Annotated in this window: 12 protein-coding genes; 6 read left to right on the forward strand and 6 right to left on the reverse strand. The window is 50.2% G+C overall.

Features of this window, described 5'->3' with window-relative positions:
• Nucleotides 1-99: 99 nt before the first annotated feature.
• The 3 genes from ACTHPM_RS24295 to ACTHPM_RS24305 form a co-directional block, all read right to left on the reverse strand.
• The gene (locus ACTHPM_RS24295; protein ID WP_440397365.1) at nucleotides 100-996 is read right to left on the reverse strand and encodes a carbohydrate ABC transporter permease; all 897 of its coding nucleotides are present in this window, start codon (nucleotides 994-996) and stop codon (nucleotides 100-102) included.
• A gap of 11 nt (nucleotides 997-1,007) precedes the next feature.
• On the reverse strand, nucleotides 1,008-1,922 hold the full coding sequence (locus ACTHPM_RS24300; protein ID WP_440397364.1) for an ABC transporter permease: 915 nt from the start codon (nucleotides 1,920-1,922) through the stop codon (nucleotides 1,008-1,010).
• 257 nt (nucleotides 1,923-2,179) lie between these two features.
• Nucleotides 2,180-3,049, reverse strand: coding sequence for an AraC family transcriptional regulator (locus ACTHPM_RS24305; protein ID WP_440397363.1), 870 nt, complete (start codon nucleotides 3,047-3,049; stop codon nucleotides 2,180-2,182).
• Between the two features lie 140 nt (nucleotides 3,050-3,189).
• Here ACTHPM_RS24305 and ACTHPM_RS24310 point away from each other — a divergent pair, with 140 nt between their 5' ends.
• Both ACTHPM_RS24310 and ACTHPM_RS24315 read left to right on the forward strand, forming a co-directional pair.
• A complete protein-coding gene (locus ACTHPM_RS24310; RefSeq protein WP_440397362.1) occupies nucleotides 3,190-4,131 on the forward strand; it encodes an MTP-1 family protein in 942 nt (313 codons plus the stop codon).
• Between the two features lie 335 nt (nucleotides 4,132-4,466).
• A complete protein-coding gene (locus tag ACTHPM_RS24315; RefSeq protein ID WP_440397361.1) occupies nucleotides 4,467-5,540 on the forward strand; it encodes a GntR family transcriptional regulator in 1,074 nt (357 codons plus the stop codon).
• Between the two features lie 232 nt (nucleotides 5,541-5,772).
• Here the strand turns inward: ACTHPM_RS24315 and ACTHPM_RS24320 are convergent, their stop codons facing one another.
• Entirely contained in the window at nucleotides 5,773-10,962 is a 5,190-nt protein-coding gene (locus tag ACTHPM_RS24320; protein ID WP_440397360.1) for a fibronectin type III domain-containing protein, read from the reverse strand.
• A gap of 301 nt (nucleotides 10,963-11,263) precedes the next feature.
• On the opposite strand from ACTHPM_RS24320, the gene ACTHPM_RS24325 reads away from it, so the two are divergent.
• Genes ACTHPM_RS24325 through ACTHPM_RS24340 form a run of 4 tightly spaced genes read left to right on the forward strand, consistent with a single transcriptional unit; the run spans nucleotide 11,264 to nucleotide 13,336 of the window.
• A complete protein-coding gene (locus ACTHPM_RS24325) occupies nucleotides 11,264-11,746 on the forward strand; it encodes a GNAT family N-acetyltransferase (protein WP_440397359.1) in 483 nt (160 codons plus the stop codon).
• A gap of 14 nt (nucleotides 11,747-11,760) precedes the next feature.
• Entirely contained in the window at nucleotides 11,761-12,267 is a 507-nt protein-coding gene (locus tag ACTHPM_RS24330) for a phage tail protein (RefSeq protein WP_440397358.1), read from the forward strand.
• 21 nt (nucleotides 12,268-12,288) lie between these two features.
• The gene (locus tag ACTHPM_RS24335; protein WP_440397357.1) at nucleotides 12,289-12,786 is read left to right on the forward strand and encodes a phage tail protein; all 498 of its coding nucleotides are present in this window, start codon (nucleotides 12,289-12,291) and stop codon (nucleotides 12,784-12,786) included.
• A gap of 13 nt (nucleotides 12,787-12,799) precedes the next feature.
• Nucleotides 12,800-13,336 (forward strand): phage tail protein, encoded by a 537-nt coding sequence (locus ACTHPM_RS24340; protein ID WP_440397356.1) that lies wholly within the window; start codon nucleotides 12,800-12,802, stop codon nucleotides 13,334-13,336.
• Between the two features lie 166 nt (nucleotides 13,337-13,502).
• On the opposite strand, the gene ACTHPM_RS24345 is transcribed toward ACTHPM_RS24340, so the two are convergent.
• Both ACTHPM_RS24345 and ACTHPM_RS24350 read right to left on the reverse strand, forming a co-directional pair.
• Entirely contained in the window at nucleotides 13,503-13,796 is a 294-nt protein-coding gene (locus ACTHPM_RS24345) for a hypothetical protein (RefSeq protein ID WP_440397355.1), read from the reverse strand.
• Between the two features lie 441 nt (nucleotides 13,797-14,237).
• Entirely contained in the window at nucleotides 14,238-15,212 is a 975-nt protein-coding gene (locus tag ACTHPM_RS24350) for a tRNA dihydrouridine synthase (protein ID WP_440397354.1), read from the reverse strand.
• Between the last annotated feature and the right edge of the window lie 189 nt (nucleotides 15,213-15,401).

Genomic DNA, 15,401 nt, shown 5'->3' on the forward strand with positions numbered 1-15,401 from the left:
CGATTTCCCCCTAATTTGCACCATAATTTTCGAAAACGCTATTCATGATTGGTCACGGACGGTACGCCCCACATCACCTGACTCCGCCGCATACGCTTCTTAGCCTTTAATGGAACCGACGAATATCCCTTTGGTAAAATGCTTTTGGAAGATCGGATAGATGCACATGATCGGGAACATGGTAATAATGATGACGCTCATGCGTACCGCCTTCGGATCAAGCGTTTCGCCCGGGGCATTAATAGCAACCGCGCCTCCTCCCACACGCCCTTGAATCGCCGTCGTATCCAAGGTGAACAGGTAGTTTCGGAGCACCATCTGCAAAGGATACATATCCTGGTTTCGCAAATAAATCAAAGCTTCAAACCAGCTGTTCCAGCTTCCGACCAGACCGAACAGGGCAAAGGTGGCAAAAAGCGCCTTCGACAACGGTAGGATAATTCTGAATAGAACCACCAAATCATTCGCGCCGTCGATATAGGCAGAGTCCTTCAGTTCTGAAGGAATATTCAGAAAGAAGGTTCGAAACAGGAACACATTATAAGCACTGATCGCGCCGGGGAGAATCATGACCCATACCGTATCGAGCAGATGCAAACTGCGCATTAGCAGATAGGTCGGGATGAGGCCTCCGCCGAAGAACATCGTAATCATGAGGAAAATGGTAAGAAACTTCTTGCCCGCAAATCCCGGAATCGTGAGCGGATACGCCATCAGCGCCGTAAACAGCAGCATGATGACCGTCGAGCCGGTCGCATAGATGATGGAGTTCAGATACCCTTTGAAAATGTAAGGATCACGGAACACCGTCGTATACGCCTCCAGATTAAACCCCTTAGGCCAAATCGTGACGCTTCCTGAGGAAATGTAACGCGCGCCGCTGAGCGACGTCGCGATAATGTTTAGAATCGGGTACAGCACGACAATCAGGATGAATAGCATGATAACAATATTGATCACATCGAAAGCTCTGGAACCGATGCTAGCCTTTTTCAACACCCCACCACCTAGAACAAACTCGTTTCTGAAACTTTCCGGCTAACCCAATTGGTCACGAAAAGAATAATAAAGGATATGGCTGACATGAATAATCCAATCGCCGTCGTGTACTCGTATTGCGCACCTAGTATACCTTGACGATACACATAGGAACCGATGACATCCGCTACTTCGTAAGTCTCAGGCGAATAAAGGAGGATGATCTTCTGGAAATCGCTTCCGAGGATGCCCCCTACGGCAAAAATCAGCAAAATGATGGTGGTCGGCTTGAGCGACGGCCATGTGATATGCACAACCTTCTTCCACCGGCTGGCACCGTCCACCTCGGCTACGTCATACAGCGTCGGATCGATTCCGCTTAGTGCGGCAAGGTAGATGATGGTGCCGAACCCGACGCCCTGCCATATGCCGGAAGAGATGAATATCGTCCGGAAATAGTCCGGCTCAAGAAGAAACATGACCGGGTCTCCGCCAAAGAAGGCGACAATATGGTTGAACAAACCGTCTCTAGCCGTAAATTCCTTCAGCAAGCCCGCAACGATCACAACGGAAATAAAATGCGGGAAATACGAAACGGTCTGGACAAGCTTCTTGAAGCCTCTGTTCTTTAGCTCATTAAACAGCAGAGCCAATATAATCGGCGCCGGGAAGGACCACAGCAACGTATACAAACCCAGAAGCAATGTGTTCTTCAAAACCCTGAAGGCCATGGGATCGTTGAAAAAGGAAGTGAAGTACTTAAACCCCACCCAGTCGCTCCCCCAAATCCCCTTGGAAGCATTAAAATCTTTGAAGGCGATTAAAATTCCGTACATCGGAAAATAGTGAAAGACTAACAGCGTCAAAAAGCCGGGAAGCACCATGAGGTATAAATAACGGTGCCTGACAATTCTGGCGACGAGCCTGTTATTGGTTGTTTTCAAGGAAACACCTCCTGACGGTTAACATGTCGCGTTCGGATGCGGCTGACACGATTACTTGCAGACACATGAACTTGGCCGCTTGGCCCGCCTTTTATGTAAACGCATTCAATTTCACCTCCAGACTTGCATCGAAAACGGACAGCTTCCAGCTGCCGTCCCAAACCGATCGTTCTCTCACGTTGTATGAAAAGTTATTATGTTAGGTTAAAAAATAACACATACTATTTACTCCGTCAATATATAAAAACACCTTAAAATTATTTATTTATTTGTATACTATCTACTCGTTTTATCCCGAATTGGCGGTACCGATGAGGCGTCAGTTTATGCTTCCGCTTGAATAGGTCATAGAAGTAGCTGACGTTATCGAGTCCGATCTCCAGGCTGATATCCACGATTTCCATATCGGTATTTAGCAGCAAATTTTCGGCGTATGACATCCTCAATTCGTTAATGTACTGCGTCGGGGACATGCCGAGATGCTCTTTGAACATTCTGCATACGTAGGCATGGGATTTCCCGGACAACCCGACAAGGGCAGCCGTGCCCTGCGTGAAATGCTCCTTCCTTTGGGCTTCCCTGCATAGGGCTCTGAACCATTCCGGCTGTCCGGTTCGTTCAATCGGATCCGCTTCGGCCTTAATGTACCGGGAGAACAGGTCGGTGAGGATCGCTCTGACCTCCGCTTTGACGGCCAGCTTCTTCTCCTGAGGAATCAGACTCAGCTGATCCAGCCGATAACGAACGTACTCTTTCTCCGTTTTGGACAGCAAGGTCGACGGCGGCATGGCCGGCTCCAGCAGCTTCTCGCTCGGGAATCCTTCTCCCAAAAAAGAAATCAGATCGTTCAGGACGTCCCGGTTGAAAGACAAATTGATGAACTGGCAATCGCCGTCCGTCGTCTGTTCATAGCAGTGAACGTCCCGGTCGCGGATGAACACGAGCGCGTTCTCTTCCAGCAGCTGGCGGCTGCCGTTAATAACATGCACGACGCTTCCCTTCAGAATGATAAACAATTCAAAAAAGTCATGCGTATGCATGCCGATCGTATCGCGCACCGAAGAGATCAGGCGATAGTGGGCCTGAATGTCTGAATCAATGCCGTCTGCTGCAAGAAGCTTCATCATCACGATCCCCTCCTTGTTTGTATGAAGGCAAGCTCCTCCAAGGTCAAAACACCATAATGCATTCCAAAATGGAGCAAGATTAACAGCAAAATGTTCGGTTAGTATGTTGGTATTGATGCCTGAAAGGAGATTTGTCACGAATGAACTTACTCAAGCTGCGTCAGCAATTCGAAGAAAACAAACGCATTTATGAAAGCGCCAAGCTGATCTTCCGGGGAGTCGAAGGCTTCGATGTTTACAATCCCTCGATTCCGTTCGAATGGAACGGCAAACGCTACATGTATGGACGCGTGGAGAAACGGCATGAATGGGCTAGATCTTGGGTTCGCCTGTTCGAGCAGAGCGGTCCGGACGAGTGGACGGTCGTGCCGGATACGATGATTTACCAGCTGGAAGACCCGTATATCAGCGTGATCAACCAACAGCTCGTACTCGGCGGCACGCATGTCCGCTATAACCAGGAACGGCTCGATACCTTCTACGGTTATTTCTATAAAGGCCGTGACCTTCATGATCTCTTCTACTTCACGACCGGTCCGGACACGATGAAGGACATTCGGCTCGTCGAGCTCCAGGACGGTAAGATCGGCGTATTCTCCCGTCCGCGCAGCGAAGAAGTCCGCAAGGAATTCGGGAGCGAATCCTTAGTCGGATTCACCGTTATCGACAGTCTGGGCGACCTGTCCCGGGAAGTCATCGAGAACGCTCCGTATATCCGCGGACTGTTCGGCAAGGATGAGTGGGGCGGCTGCAATCAGGCATACTTGCTCGAAAGCGGCAAGATCGGCGTCATCGGCCATATCTGCTACGCTCAAGAAGACCGGTCGACCTATATGAATATGGCCTTCGTATTGGACCCTTTGACGAATCAATTCTCCGATTTGAAAATCATCGGCACCCGTCCTTGTTATCCGGACGGCCCCGCCAAGAAGGCGCATCTGACCGACTGCGCGTTCACCGCCGGCATCGAAATGCGCCCCGACGGCAAGGTGAATCTGTACAGCGGGATCGGCGATACCGAAGCGGCGCGCATCGTTATCGACTACCCGTTCGATAAGGAAGGCGCTATTGTCACCTTCTAAAAATAACTTTAAGCACCCGAGCCGCCGGATTCCCCGGCGGCTTTTTTTCATAGCCGATCACGGGCAAGGTACCGCACTATTCATTTTGCAAAGCGTCATCTTTTAATGTTATTATAATAAGCGTCAACATAACACATACCTTATTTGACCTCATCGTAATACAGACCTTGCTGAAATTCAAATATGATCTATAATTAAGCTCTATCTTCGCTTCAATTCTGAACAAAACTCGGTTATTCGACAGGACCTATATCCGAGATAAACTCCAATTACGTATACTTTCTCGAGAAATATGCGTTATACTTGAGGAAATGTTGATATGAGGTGAACTTATTTTGAGCAATAAGGACTTGGCTCAGCCAAAGTACCAGATGGTCAAAGACTATGTCTTGTCCCAGATTGAGAATCAGGAATTTACGAAGGATGATCGGATTCCAAGCGAATCCGAATTTTCCAAGCTGCTTGATGTCAGCTCCATCACCGTGCGTAAAGCGCTGTCGGAACTGGTAAACGAAGGCGTGATCTACCGCGTGAGGGGAAAGGGAAGCTTTGTCGCCAGCCAACCTGCCAACCCGGACAAAACCTCGAATCTGGTCGCCTTCGTCATCTCCGGGGTCGACCTGTACGATAGTTCGTATATGCAGATTATGAGAGGCATCCAATCCTTTCTGGGCAAGCATGGCTGCAAGCTGATCATCGAATTCGTGGAGAACGACTTTGAACAGGAACACGAGCTCGTGCTGGGGCTGATTCAAACGGAACTGCGGGGATTACTTATCTATTCTTCGGATCCGGAAGCGGCAAAGGGTTATCTCGGGGAGGTTCGCAAGAAATCGATTCCGTTCGTAATGCTGGATCGTTCTCCTTCCGGCTATCCGGTCAACGTCGTCACCTGTAATAACCATGACGGTGCTTATGAAGCCGTAGAATACTTGATACAGCAAGGTCATCGGCGGATCGGATTTGCGGCTTACGACTATCATCTAAGCCCGGAGGTCGAGAGATATAACGGTTACTGCAATGCCATGTCGAATGCAGCCATTCCGGTCCCCGATTCGCTCTTGTTCCTTGACAAGGAACTGGACTACGCCGAGCTTGCGCGCCTGATCCAAAGCGGAGAACTCACCGCTCTGTTCTGCGCGAACGACAAGCGGGCCCTGGAGGTCGTCGAACAGCTCACCGCGCTGGATATTCGGATCCCCGAACAAGTTTCCCTGATGGGTTTTGACGATTTCGAGAGCTCCAAATTCGCCAAGGTCGCCTTGAGCACCGTGAAGCAATATTTCGACGTCCTCGGCTATGAGAGTGCGAAGCTGCTGCTCGAGCTTACTGAAGGCACGTCTTACGGCAGCAAGAAGGTCATGCTGCCTACAAGCTTGGTCTTACGCGACACGATCAAGCCGGTTTAAGGGTAACGCAGCTGGAAAAGCTACTTCCATGAAACAGGGAGCATCCGCTACGGCGGCATGCTCCCTGTTCTATTTTTTAGCTAGGAGAAAAAAACGAGGAAAAACAGGAGTTACTCCCTGATTATCGGCTTTTCTGCTATTTATGCTTTAGGCAGAGGGAGTCTTCAACTTTCTTCCTCCCTCCCCTGAGCAAGATCCCTAAGACCACGAATCTTTCGACTTACACTTTTGATTAAATCAAATCCGATTTTTGAAGCAGTCTCTGTACGATAGCAGCAACTTCGGCTCTGGTGATAAAGGCTTTAGGAGCAAGCTGCGCACCGTTCCGCCCAGATACGATTCCAGCTTGTACGCTGTCCGCCATGCTATCTATCGCCCATTCCGAAGTCGATGCTGCGTCAGCAAACGAAGCAAGTCGCTCATCTGCCGGAAGTTGCGGCAGCTTGGCTTTTAAACCTGTGATCACCATCGCCTTGGACAGGATTGTCATAGCCTGCTCACGGGTAATCTTATCCCCTGGTCTGAATGTCCCGTCCTCGTATCCGTTGATTAATCCTTGTCTGGAAGCCGTATACACCGTGTCATAATACCAATCGGAGCTGTTCAGGTCTGTAAAAGGCGCTTTACCCTGTTCCAGTTTGATTCCCAAGCCTCTGATTATGATAGCTGCAAACTCGGCGCGTGTGATGTCACGATCCGGGAGGAACATCTCCTCGCTCACCCCATTAATGACCATGCGCGAGCCCATTTCGTTTACGGATGGCTTCGACCAATGATTCGCGACATCCTTGTATTCCACCGGATGCCACACGACCGAATAAGTACTGTTGGTCAGGCTATGAATTTGGGCATAATATTTGCCGCTCTCCAAAGTGACTTTAGTCGGCACGTGACGGACCGTTCCGTCCGGCTCCACCACGACACCGGTTGTGATACGATTCGGATCCATACCGTCCGGCAGAATCACATGACGTTCCACATAATTCGTATACTGCGTTACTTCCACCGTTCTACCGTTAAATTCTGCCTGCACCGTGAAATTGAGAGGCGGTGTTACCGTTTCAAAACCGCCCTGTACGGCCGCTTCATTCACTGTGCGAATCATATCGGCTGTCGGTTCAGAAATTTCGAGATGAATCTTTATGTCTCCCAATTGAACCTTCTGACCCAGCTTGCCGGCTAGGGCATCAATGTTGATTTGATGGACAGGCAGGGTATAGGAAGCATGATTTGTTCGCAGAACAAGTGTAACCTGCTGCAATTCCATGTTCTTAACCATCTGGCCGTTCAGTTCGGCAACGTATATATCCGATTCCGTCGTAACTGGAACGATGACGACTGCGCCCTTTCCTTCAGCTTTCAGGTACTGCTGCAGTAGCTTTTCTTCTACGCTGAGGGTGACTTGTTTCTGGCTGCCTCGATTGCCCGTCGTAATTTTGCCTGCGTTAACCGGCTTGCCATTCACGATAACTTCTACACCGTTCGGCTGCAGGTGGGCCGGGCTGCCGCCGCTTCCGCTTCCATTTCCGTTGCTATTGCCACTACCGCTACCGCTTCCGTTGCCGCTGCCGTTACCTCCGGTGTCGCCGCCGTTTGCCGGGGCTGCCGGTGTTACCGCATTAGACACTGCTCCGGCGCCGCTGCCTGCAGCGTTAATTGCTTTTACCGTAAAGATATAGCTGGTACCATTCGTTAAGCCTTTGATCGTAATGGGACTGGACACTCCGGTGACGATCTTATTCCCCGGAGACACCGTCACTTCGTATCCGGTAATCGGGAGACCTCCGTCATTTGCAGGTGGCATGAAAGTAATGGTCGCCTGTCCGTCCCCGGCCACCGCAATCACATTTTGCGGTGCGTCAGGAGTGATACCTGGTGTGGCGCTTGCTTCATTGGAAGCCGCACTGATGCCGCCTGGATTTCCGGCTTTGACGATGAAATAATATGGGGTGCCGTTCGTCAAATTATCGATACTGTAAGTCGCGCTTGTAGCTGTTGCCACCGGCTGGCTGCCAAACACTCCCGGCTCAGTGCTCATGTAAATATCGTAATAAGTTGCATCGGTTACCGTGCTCCAATTCAGAAGTACCTGACGGTCACCGCCAACTGCCGCAAGATCCTGCGGATTCGCCGGAGCGTTCGGCAGGTTCACGACCTGCGTCACTTTAAAAGTAACAGCTGTCATGTTCTCTGCAGTTATGGTTATATCTGCCGTATAAGTCCCGGCCGTAAGATGATCATTGGCCCGAACGGTAAAAGTCGTCTCAGGCATGTTTTCGTTTAATTCCGTATCGGACGGCTGGGTGATTTCGAACGCATCCGCGTTCGTTCCGCTGATTGCCGCACTCAAATTAATCAGTTTGCCGCTGCCTGTACGCATTACCGGTACACTAAGCGTTTCTTGAGAGCCCGGTGCATAACCAAGTACCAGATCGGCCAGTTTCTTGTCTGAAATCGGATTGATTGAGTAAGTGTAGGTCGTTACCTCTACGGTATTGGATACACCATCGTTCGCTCCACCGCTTACATTCAGACGGAATTCGTATTCTGTTTGCGGGGACAATCCGGTTACCGTTGCTGTCGTATCCGTCAAGGCAATCGGTCCGGTCTGAGCGTCGTTCCACGTGTCGGTTCCTTTAGGCGACTGCTCGATTTTAAGAGATACCGCTCCAGACACCGCAGGCCACTCGAAGCTTGCCGTCGTATCGGTTACCGAAGACACGCTGAACGCATTGACCGGCGCAGAAGATGTTCGGACGGAGACCTCGTTTGAAGTGCCTTCATTTGTCCCGCCTGCAACGACTAGGCGGAAGTCGTACTCCGTGTTCGGCGTCAAGCCAGTCACCGTCGCGTTCGACGCACCTGCATCAATCGCCCCGGTAACAGACGCTGTCCAACTGCCGCCGCTCTTCAGCATTTGCTCAATTCTCACCGAGCTAGCCCCCATGGCCGGGTTCCACGTGAAATCGGCCGTTGTACCGGTTACCGTACCCTTTGCGAAATTCATGATCGGTTCGGCGCTTGTCTTCGCCTCGGCTACGTTTGACGTACCCTCGTTCGGTCCGCCCGTTACAACCAGGCGGAACTCATACTCCGTATTCGGCGTCAAGCCGCTCACGGTCGCGCTTGTCGTGCTTGCGTTGATGGTTCCGGCAGATGCTGCCGTCCAGCTGTCGCCGCTCTTCGGCTTCTGCTCGATCATCACCGAACTCGCTCCGGTAGCCGCAGGCCAGTTCAACTGCACCGTCGTGGACGTTACTGTGCCAGCAACCAATGTTCCGATCGGAGCAGCCTTCGTCTTTGCTGTCACTACATTGGACGTACCCGCTTTCTCACCGCCCGTTACAACTAAGCGGAACTCATACTCCGTGTTGGGCGTCAGACCGGTCACGGTTGCACTCGCCGATGCCGGGTTAAGAGCTGCAGAGGTGGTAGCTACCGTCCAGTTGCCTTCACTCTCAGTCTTCTGCTCGATCCTCACCGAGCTTGCTCCTACGGCCGGGGTCCACGTGAATTGGGCTGTCGTGGCCGCAACTTCTCCATTCATAAAATCATTAACCGGTAAAGTTGTCTTCGCCGTGACAACATTCGAGTTGCCCGCATTGTCTCCACCCGTTACTACAAGACGGAAATCATATTCCTGACCTGGTGTCAAGCCGGTAACAATAGCGCTTGTAGCCGTTACCGGTATCGGTCCCGCATTGGTTGAGACTGTTACCCAATTGCCCGAATTTTTCAACGAGGCCTCAATCTTGATCCCGGTCGCTCCGGTTACAGTCGGCCAAGCAAAGCTTGCGGTCGTATTCGTGACCCCTGTATTCTCAAAAGTGTTTACAGGCTGGGGAGTTTTTAAGGAAATTACATTTGAAATTCCATCATTTTCTCCGCCCGTCACGACTAGTCGGAACTCATACTCCGTATGCGGTGTCAAGCCAGTCACAGTTGCGCTTGACGCGCCTGCATCAAGCACCCCGGTAGTCGATGCTGTCCAGCTGCCGCCGCTCTTCGGCTTCTGCTCAATCTTTACCGAGTTTGCGCCCACTGCCGCCGTCCAGGTGAATCCCGCCGTCGTATCCGTCACCGCACTTTGGGCAAATGAAGTTATGAGCTCCACATCGGTCTTAACCGTAATTTCGTTCGAGCTGCCTGCATTCACGCCGCCGTCAACGACTAGGCGGAACTCATACTCCGTATTCGGCGTCAGACCCGTTACAGTGGCACTCGTCGCATTCGCGTCTATATTCCCGGCGAATGCTTCCCCCCATGTACCAGCTCCCTTCAGCTTCTGTTCGATCTTCATGGCGTTCGAACCGCTGGCTGCCGTCCATTCGAAGCTGACCGTACGACTTGTCCTTGCCTTGTCGGTGAAGGTGCTCACAGGTCCGCCAATTACAGGAGGGCTGACTGTGGCCGATTTCACTGACCCCTGAGCGGCAACCATTGCCCGTCCACCCGCGACTTCAATAGAGGTGAAAGTATTGCTTCCCGGGTTTGTTGTTTCCACTTCCCAGTTGTCCCCATCAGTAGAGGAAATGACGGTCTGTACTCCTCCCGACGCGTAAAACTTGCCATTACCGAAAACAACCGCCGGATAATGAATGCCGCTAACGTTATTTGGCAAGGTTGCTGCTTTCCAACTTGTAGCGTTATCCGAAATGTACACATATCCCGAATTTCCCACAGCAACAAGTGTACCGTTGCCGTAAGCAAGGTTTCTGAAAGGCCCGTTTGGAAGCTCAGCTACCACTTCCCATGTAATTCCATCCTCCGAGGAGTATATCTTGTTATGATTGCTTTCGTATTCCCCCACCAGGTAGAATTTTTCCTTGGTACCGCCAACGCCTCCATAAGCTACGCCGTACACTTTTTTGATTTCAGGTATAGGTTTGTTTACCCAGCCGTTCGTAGAAGTAAGAATCGAACCGTCCTGCCCCGTGACGACTGTCGTACCCTTTCCATCCGTTGCTATTCCGGTCAGAGCGGGAGTCGGGGAACTCGAAGTATTGTTTACTCTTCTCTCTTCCCAGTTGCTTGGATCCGAGGGACTTTTGCCGTCAAGCAAAGCTACTAGATCACCATTATCGCAACCGGCGAGTGTCTCGGTGCCTGTGTGAGCTAATTTTCTGACCTTACAAATTCTATCCTGACTTCCAAAAATCCTCAGCAAATTATCTGACATGTTACCAATCCAGGTAACCCCATTATCCTCTGAATACGAATAAACTCCGTTTAGTGTATCGAATACATACCAAATCCCGTTACTGTACCCGACCGAATAACTGGAGGAACTGTTACCGACATTAGGTGTTACTGGTTCCCAGACTGTAGCAGCTTGAGCCTGCCGGATAAACGGAGCGATGCCCGCTGATGATACGACCAGCAATACAGCCAGGAGGAACTTCCAGATTTGATGAAACCTCATATAAACCCTCTCTTTCATCCTATGATTTTTATCAAATTTGCATCTCGTGTTGTCGATTTCTGGAGTTTAATGTGGAAGATTGAATGATTTCTCTCCCGATTCTTCCTTATAACGATCTAAATTTAAAATCTCATCAACGTGAGCAAATTAATCATAATTCAAATCCAAAACATGGTAAATGAGTTTTCTAAAATTTTAATGAATTTTGTCGGATCTTGGAAAAAATTATTATTTATTTTCCGAAACAATGCGATATAATCTTACTATCCTGGGTCAGGCGGCCTGCAAGCAAGGAGGTAACATGTTCGTTAAAAAGCCTGTCAGCGGAACCGATGACACCTTTCTCTTTCAGTTGTACGCAAGTACCCGCCAAGAGGAATTAGAGTCCTGGGGATGGGACGAACAAATGCGGGAGCAGTTTCTCAGCATGCAGTGGAGAGCGCAGCAGAGCAGCTATGCTGCCACATATCCCGATGCTTCAAATTTACTGATTACAGTTGACGAGAAGCAGGCCGGGAGAATGATGACCCACCGCTCGGATGGGATCCTTACACTGATCGATCTGGCGCTGCTGCCCACTTACCGGAATCAAGGACTCGGAACCCAGCTAATTCAAGAACTTCAGGCCGAAGCTGCAACCACTTCATTGAAGCTTGTGCTTCACGTTCTTCCCCACAATCCCGCTCTGAGGCTGTATGAGCGGCTTAGCTTTCGGAAGACCGGAAACTCGGGACTACATATTCGTATGGAATGGGGCCCGCAGTCCGCTTCCCATTTTAATTAAAGAGGTGACGATTTATGAGCGAATCCTATCTGGGCGAAATTCGCATGTTTGCAGGCAATTTCGCTCCCCAAGGCTGGGCACTCTGCAACGGCCAGATACTGTCGATCGCCGAGAATGAGGCTCTGTTTGCTCTACTGGGCACAACATACGGCGGAGATGGACAAACCACATTTGCACTCCCGGATCTTCAAGGAAGAGTCGCAGTCCATCCAAGCTCCACCTACCAGAGAGGTTCCAAAGGAGGGACCGAAACGGTAACCTTGACCCAGAGCCAATTAGCTTCCCATACCCACATTGCCCACGCGAACACCTCCTACGCAAACGCAGCTGTTCCCCAGAATAATGTCTGGGCCAAAACTCCTGTCACCTATTTCGCAGACGGTTCCAGCGCGAACCGCGTGAACATGAACGCTCAAACGATTGCTCCTGTAGGAAATGGCCAACCGCATGACAACATGATGCCTACCGTAACGATTTCATTCATTATTTCGCTGTATGGGGTTTTCCCACCCCAACCTTAACTGAGCAAAGGAGGTCATAACATGTCCGAGCCATTTGTTGGAGAAATACGTTTATTCGCTAATAATTATGCACCACGTGGTTGGATGTTTTGTGAAGGACAGATTCTACAAATTAACCAAAACCAAGCTCTGTATTCCTTGTTAGGAAACGTGTACGGGGGAGACGGAGTAACCACGTTCGCGCTCCCGGATTACCGCGGTCGGGTTCCCCTTCACGTCAGTCCGAACATTCCTCTGGGAACCTCGAACGGTGAAGCGGCACACACGCTGACCGTTAATGAAATTCCTCAGCATACACATCAGGTTAACGCCTCGTCCAACTCGGCAGGTTCAAACTCCCCGCTTAACGGCGTATGGGCTGCTGACTCTGTCCTGTATGAATCAGCAGCTACGATGACCTCCATGAGCAGCAATGCGATCAGCAGCACGGGAGGCAGCCAGCCCCACAACAACATGCAGCCCTATCTGGTTGCGAATTATGCCATCGCAATTCAGGGGATTTTCCCCAGCAGAAATTAAAGGAGGGATTCATATGGCTGATGCTTATATCGGTGAAATCCGAATCTTCGCGGGTAATTTTGCTCCCAAGGGATGGGCCTTGTGCAACGGTCAATTAATGTCAATCACCCAAAATACAGCCCTCTTTTCCATACTGGGCGTTCAATATGGTGGTGATGGGAAAACGACATTTGCACTGCCGAACTTGATGGGAACAGCGGTAATGAATCAGGGCACCGGACAAGGGCTGACCCCGCGCACTATGGGACAGAAGGTCGGCAGTCAGACCGTCACGCTTTTGACCAATGAGATCCCTGCGCACACTCACATTCCGCAGTCTGTTGCCGAAGAGGGGACATCGGAAGAGCCTGCCCAGAATATTTGGGCTCAGGCGAAGCCGATCGACGAATATACAGCCCCGGCAAATCTATATAATCCGACTCCGAACGTACAAATGTCGCCGGTTGCCCTGAATGTGGCGGGCGGCTCGCAGCCCCACAACAATATGCAGCCGTTTATCGCGCAAACTTTTATCATCTGTTTGCAGGGTGAGTTTCCTTCGCGCGGCTGACAGGGCTACCAATACTACCTCAAGTCGGTTTACAAACAAAAGCTTCCCTGTCTCAACAGACAGGGAAGCCCTTATGTTTCGTTGAAGCAGTTGACCCGATGGTTTTAAATGTCCACTATTTAATGGTGTTTCATATGATGTTACATTCATTGTTTATTCAGAAAGCCTACCGCGGCATGCGCAGGATCGCTGCTTTTAATGCTTTTATCCCATCTTCGTCACGCAGGAGGTCTGCAGGCTTGGCATGATCCAGCGCAGGCACGCTTGCTCCCAGCCACTTGAACAGGTACTCTCCCATTTCGGTCAACAGCACGGTGCCGATGTCCTCCGGAATGCCTTGCTGTCTCGCCTTCTCCTTCAGATGCGGGTTCACCCTGCCGTATTCTTCCCGAAATAATGCGACGAAAGCGGTCCATGACGACTCCTTGTACTCCCGCAGATAGATATCTCTTACCGACATGCCATGCCTCCTCTTCCTGCCCTTTTGTTATAAACCGTAACGTACTCCTGGCTCCAACTTTCAAACGATTCGCATCTTCCGTGGAAATCTGACGGTACCCGGATTGTCGGCAAACCCCGTCATGAATTCATACGCGTAGGTATCGTCACCAAACTCCCAAACTTCTAAACTTCCCTTTCCATTAAAATCTACCTGTTTTCAGGCGGACGTATCCGGTGCATCTATTATAATTATGATAATCTGCTCTTCAGTACAACACAACAGCAGCCAATAACGCTTAATCCTCCATCGTAGGACGTAAAAACACTCCATCCCTTAAGGGACGGAGTGCTTCGCGTTACCACCCGGATTACGTGTAACAAAAGGAAGCTGTTACAATGAATCCAGGAATCATGTGAGTGAGTTAATTCAAGCTCTTCAGAGCTTCCTTGATCGATGAACTCAAGTCTCATCCATATTCCGCTCAAATTCGTCCAGAAGCGCACGCACTTCGTCAGTCGACGCCGTGCTCATCAATTGATTCCGTAGTTCGCTTGCTCCTCTGAACCCTTTGACGTAAATTTTGAAAAAGCGATGCAAAGCTTTGAATGGACGGACCTCCAGTTCCTGGGAATACCGATCATACAGATCCAACTGCAATCTGAGAAGATCAAGGTGCTCGGCACTGCTGTGTTCCCTCGGCTCTTTTTCGAAAGCAAATGGATTCTTAAAAATACCGCGCCCGATCATAATTCCATCCACACCATATTGTTCAGCCAGCTTGAGGCCGGTTTGACGGTCAGCAATATCTCCATTAATCGTAAGAAGCGTATGTGGCGCCACACGATCGCGAAGCTCCTTAATTTCAGGAATCAGCTCCCAGTGGGCATCGACCTGGCTCATTTCCTCCCGGGTACGCAGATGGATCGAGAGATTCGCAATATCCTGCTTCAATATATGGGTCAGCCATTCCTGCCATTCATCCACTTCTGTGAAACCAAGTCTCGTCTTCACGCTGACCGGCAGTCCTCCCGCCTTAGCGGCTTGTATGATCTCAGCGGCAACCTCCGGGCGGAGTATCAGGCCGCTTCCCTTCCCGTTGGATGCCACATTATGAACAGGACAGCCCATATTGATGTCAATCCCTTTGTATCCCAGCTCCGCCATACCGATACTCATTTGCCTGAAATACTCCGGCTTATCGCCCCATATATGAGCAACCATCGGTTGTTCGTCCTCGGTAAAAAGTAACCGTCCGCGCACGCTATGATTTCCTTCCGGGTGACAATAGCTTTCCGTATTCGCAAACTCCGTAAAAAACACATCCGGTCTTCCCGCTTTACTCACGACATGACGAAAAACAACGTGTGTCACCTCTTCCATGGGTGCAAGTATGAAAAAAGGCCGGGGTAAATCAAGCCAAAAATTATTTTCCATATCGTTAACCTCTCTAGCATCAGGACAAATCTTTATCCGGATTAATTAAATAAACCTGCTCATTCTTACTGCTTCTTCACTTATAACATGTTTGAATAGCTTGAATCAAACGACAAGTTCTGTCAATGGTATTCATTCTAATGCTCTAGCAAGCTCCACATAGACCTTAGCGCCGATGGACTGTATAGC

It is taken from the genome of Paenibacillus sp. SAFN-054 (assembly GCF_051966755.1).
Classification (GTDB): domain Bacteria; phylum Bacillota; class Bacilli; order Paenibacillales; family Paenibacillaceae; genus Paenibacillus_AQ.

Coding starts and splice junctions, on each gene's coding strand:
- ACTHPM_RS24340 (WP_440397356.1), top strand. CDS start 12,800: ATGGCTGATGCTTATATCGGTGAAATCCGAATCTTCGCGGGTAATTTT.
- ACTHPM_RS24320 (WP_440397360.1), bottom strand. CDS start 10,962: ATGAGGTTTCATCAAATCTGGAAGTTCCTCCTGGCTGTATTGCTGGTC.
- ACTHPM_RS24345 (WP_440397355.1), bottom strand. CDS start 13,796: ATGTCGGTAAGAGATATCTATCTGCGGGAGTACAAGGAGTCGTCATGG.
- ACTHPM_RS24330 (WP_440397358.1), top strand. CDS start 11,761: ATGAGCGAATCCTATCTGGGCGAAATTCGCATGTTTGCAGGCAATTTC.
- ACTHPM_RS24305 (WP_440397363.1), bottom strand. CDS start 3,049: ATGATGAAGCTTCTTGCAGCAGACGGCATTGATTCAGACATTCAGGCC.
- ACTHPM_RS24350 (WP_440397354.1), bottom strand. CDS start 15,212: ATGGAAAATAATTTTTGGCTTGATTTACCCCGGCCTTTTTTCATACTT.
- ACTHPM_RS24325 (WP_440397359.1), top strand. CDS start 11,264: ATGTTCGTTAAAAAGCCTGTCAGCGGAACCGATGACACCTTTCTCTTT.
- ACTHPM_RS24335 (WP_440397357.1), top strand. CDS start 12,289: ATGTCCGAGCCATTTGTTGGAGAAATACGTTTATTCGCTAATAATTAT.
- ACTHPM_RS24310 (WP_440397362.1), top strand. CDS start 3,190: ATGAACTTACTCAAGCTGCGTCAGCAATTCGAAGAAAACAAACGCATT.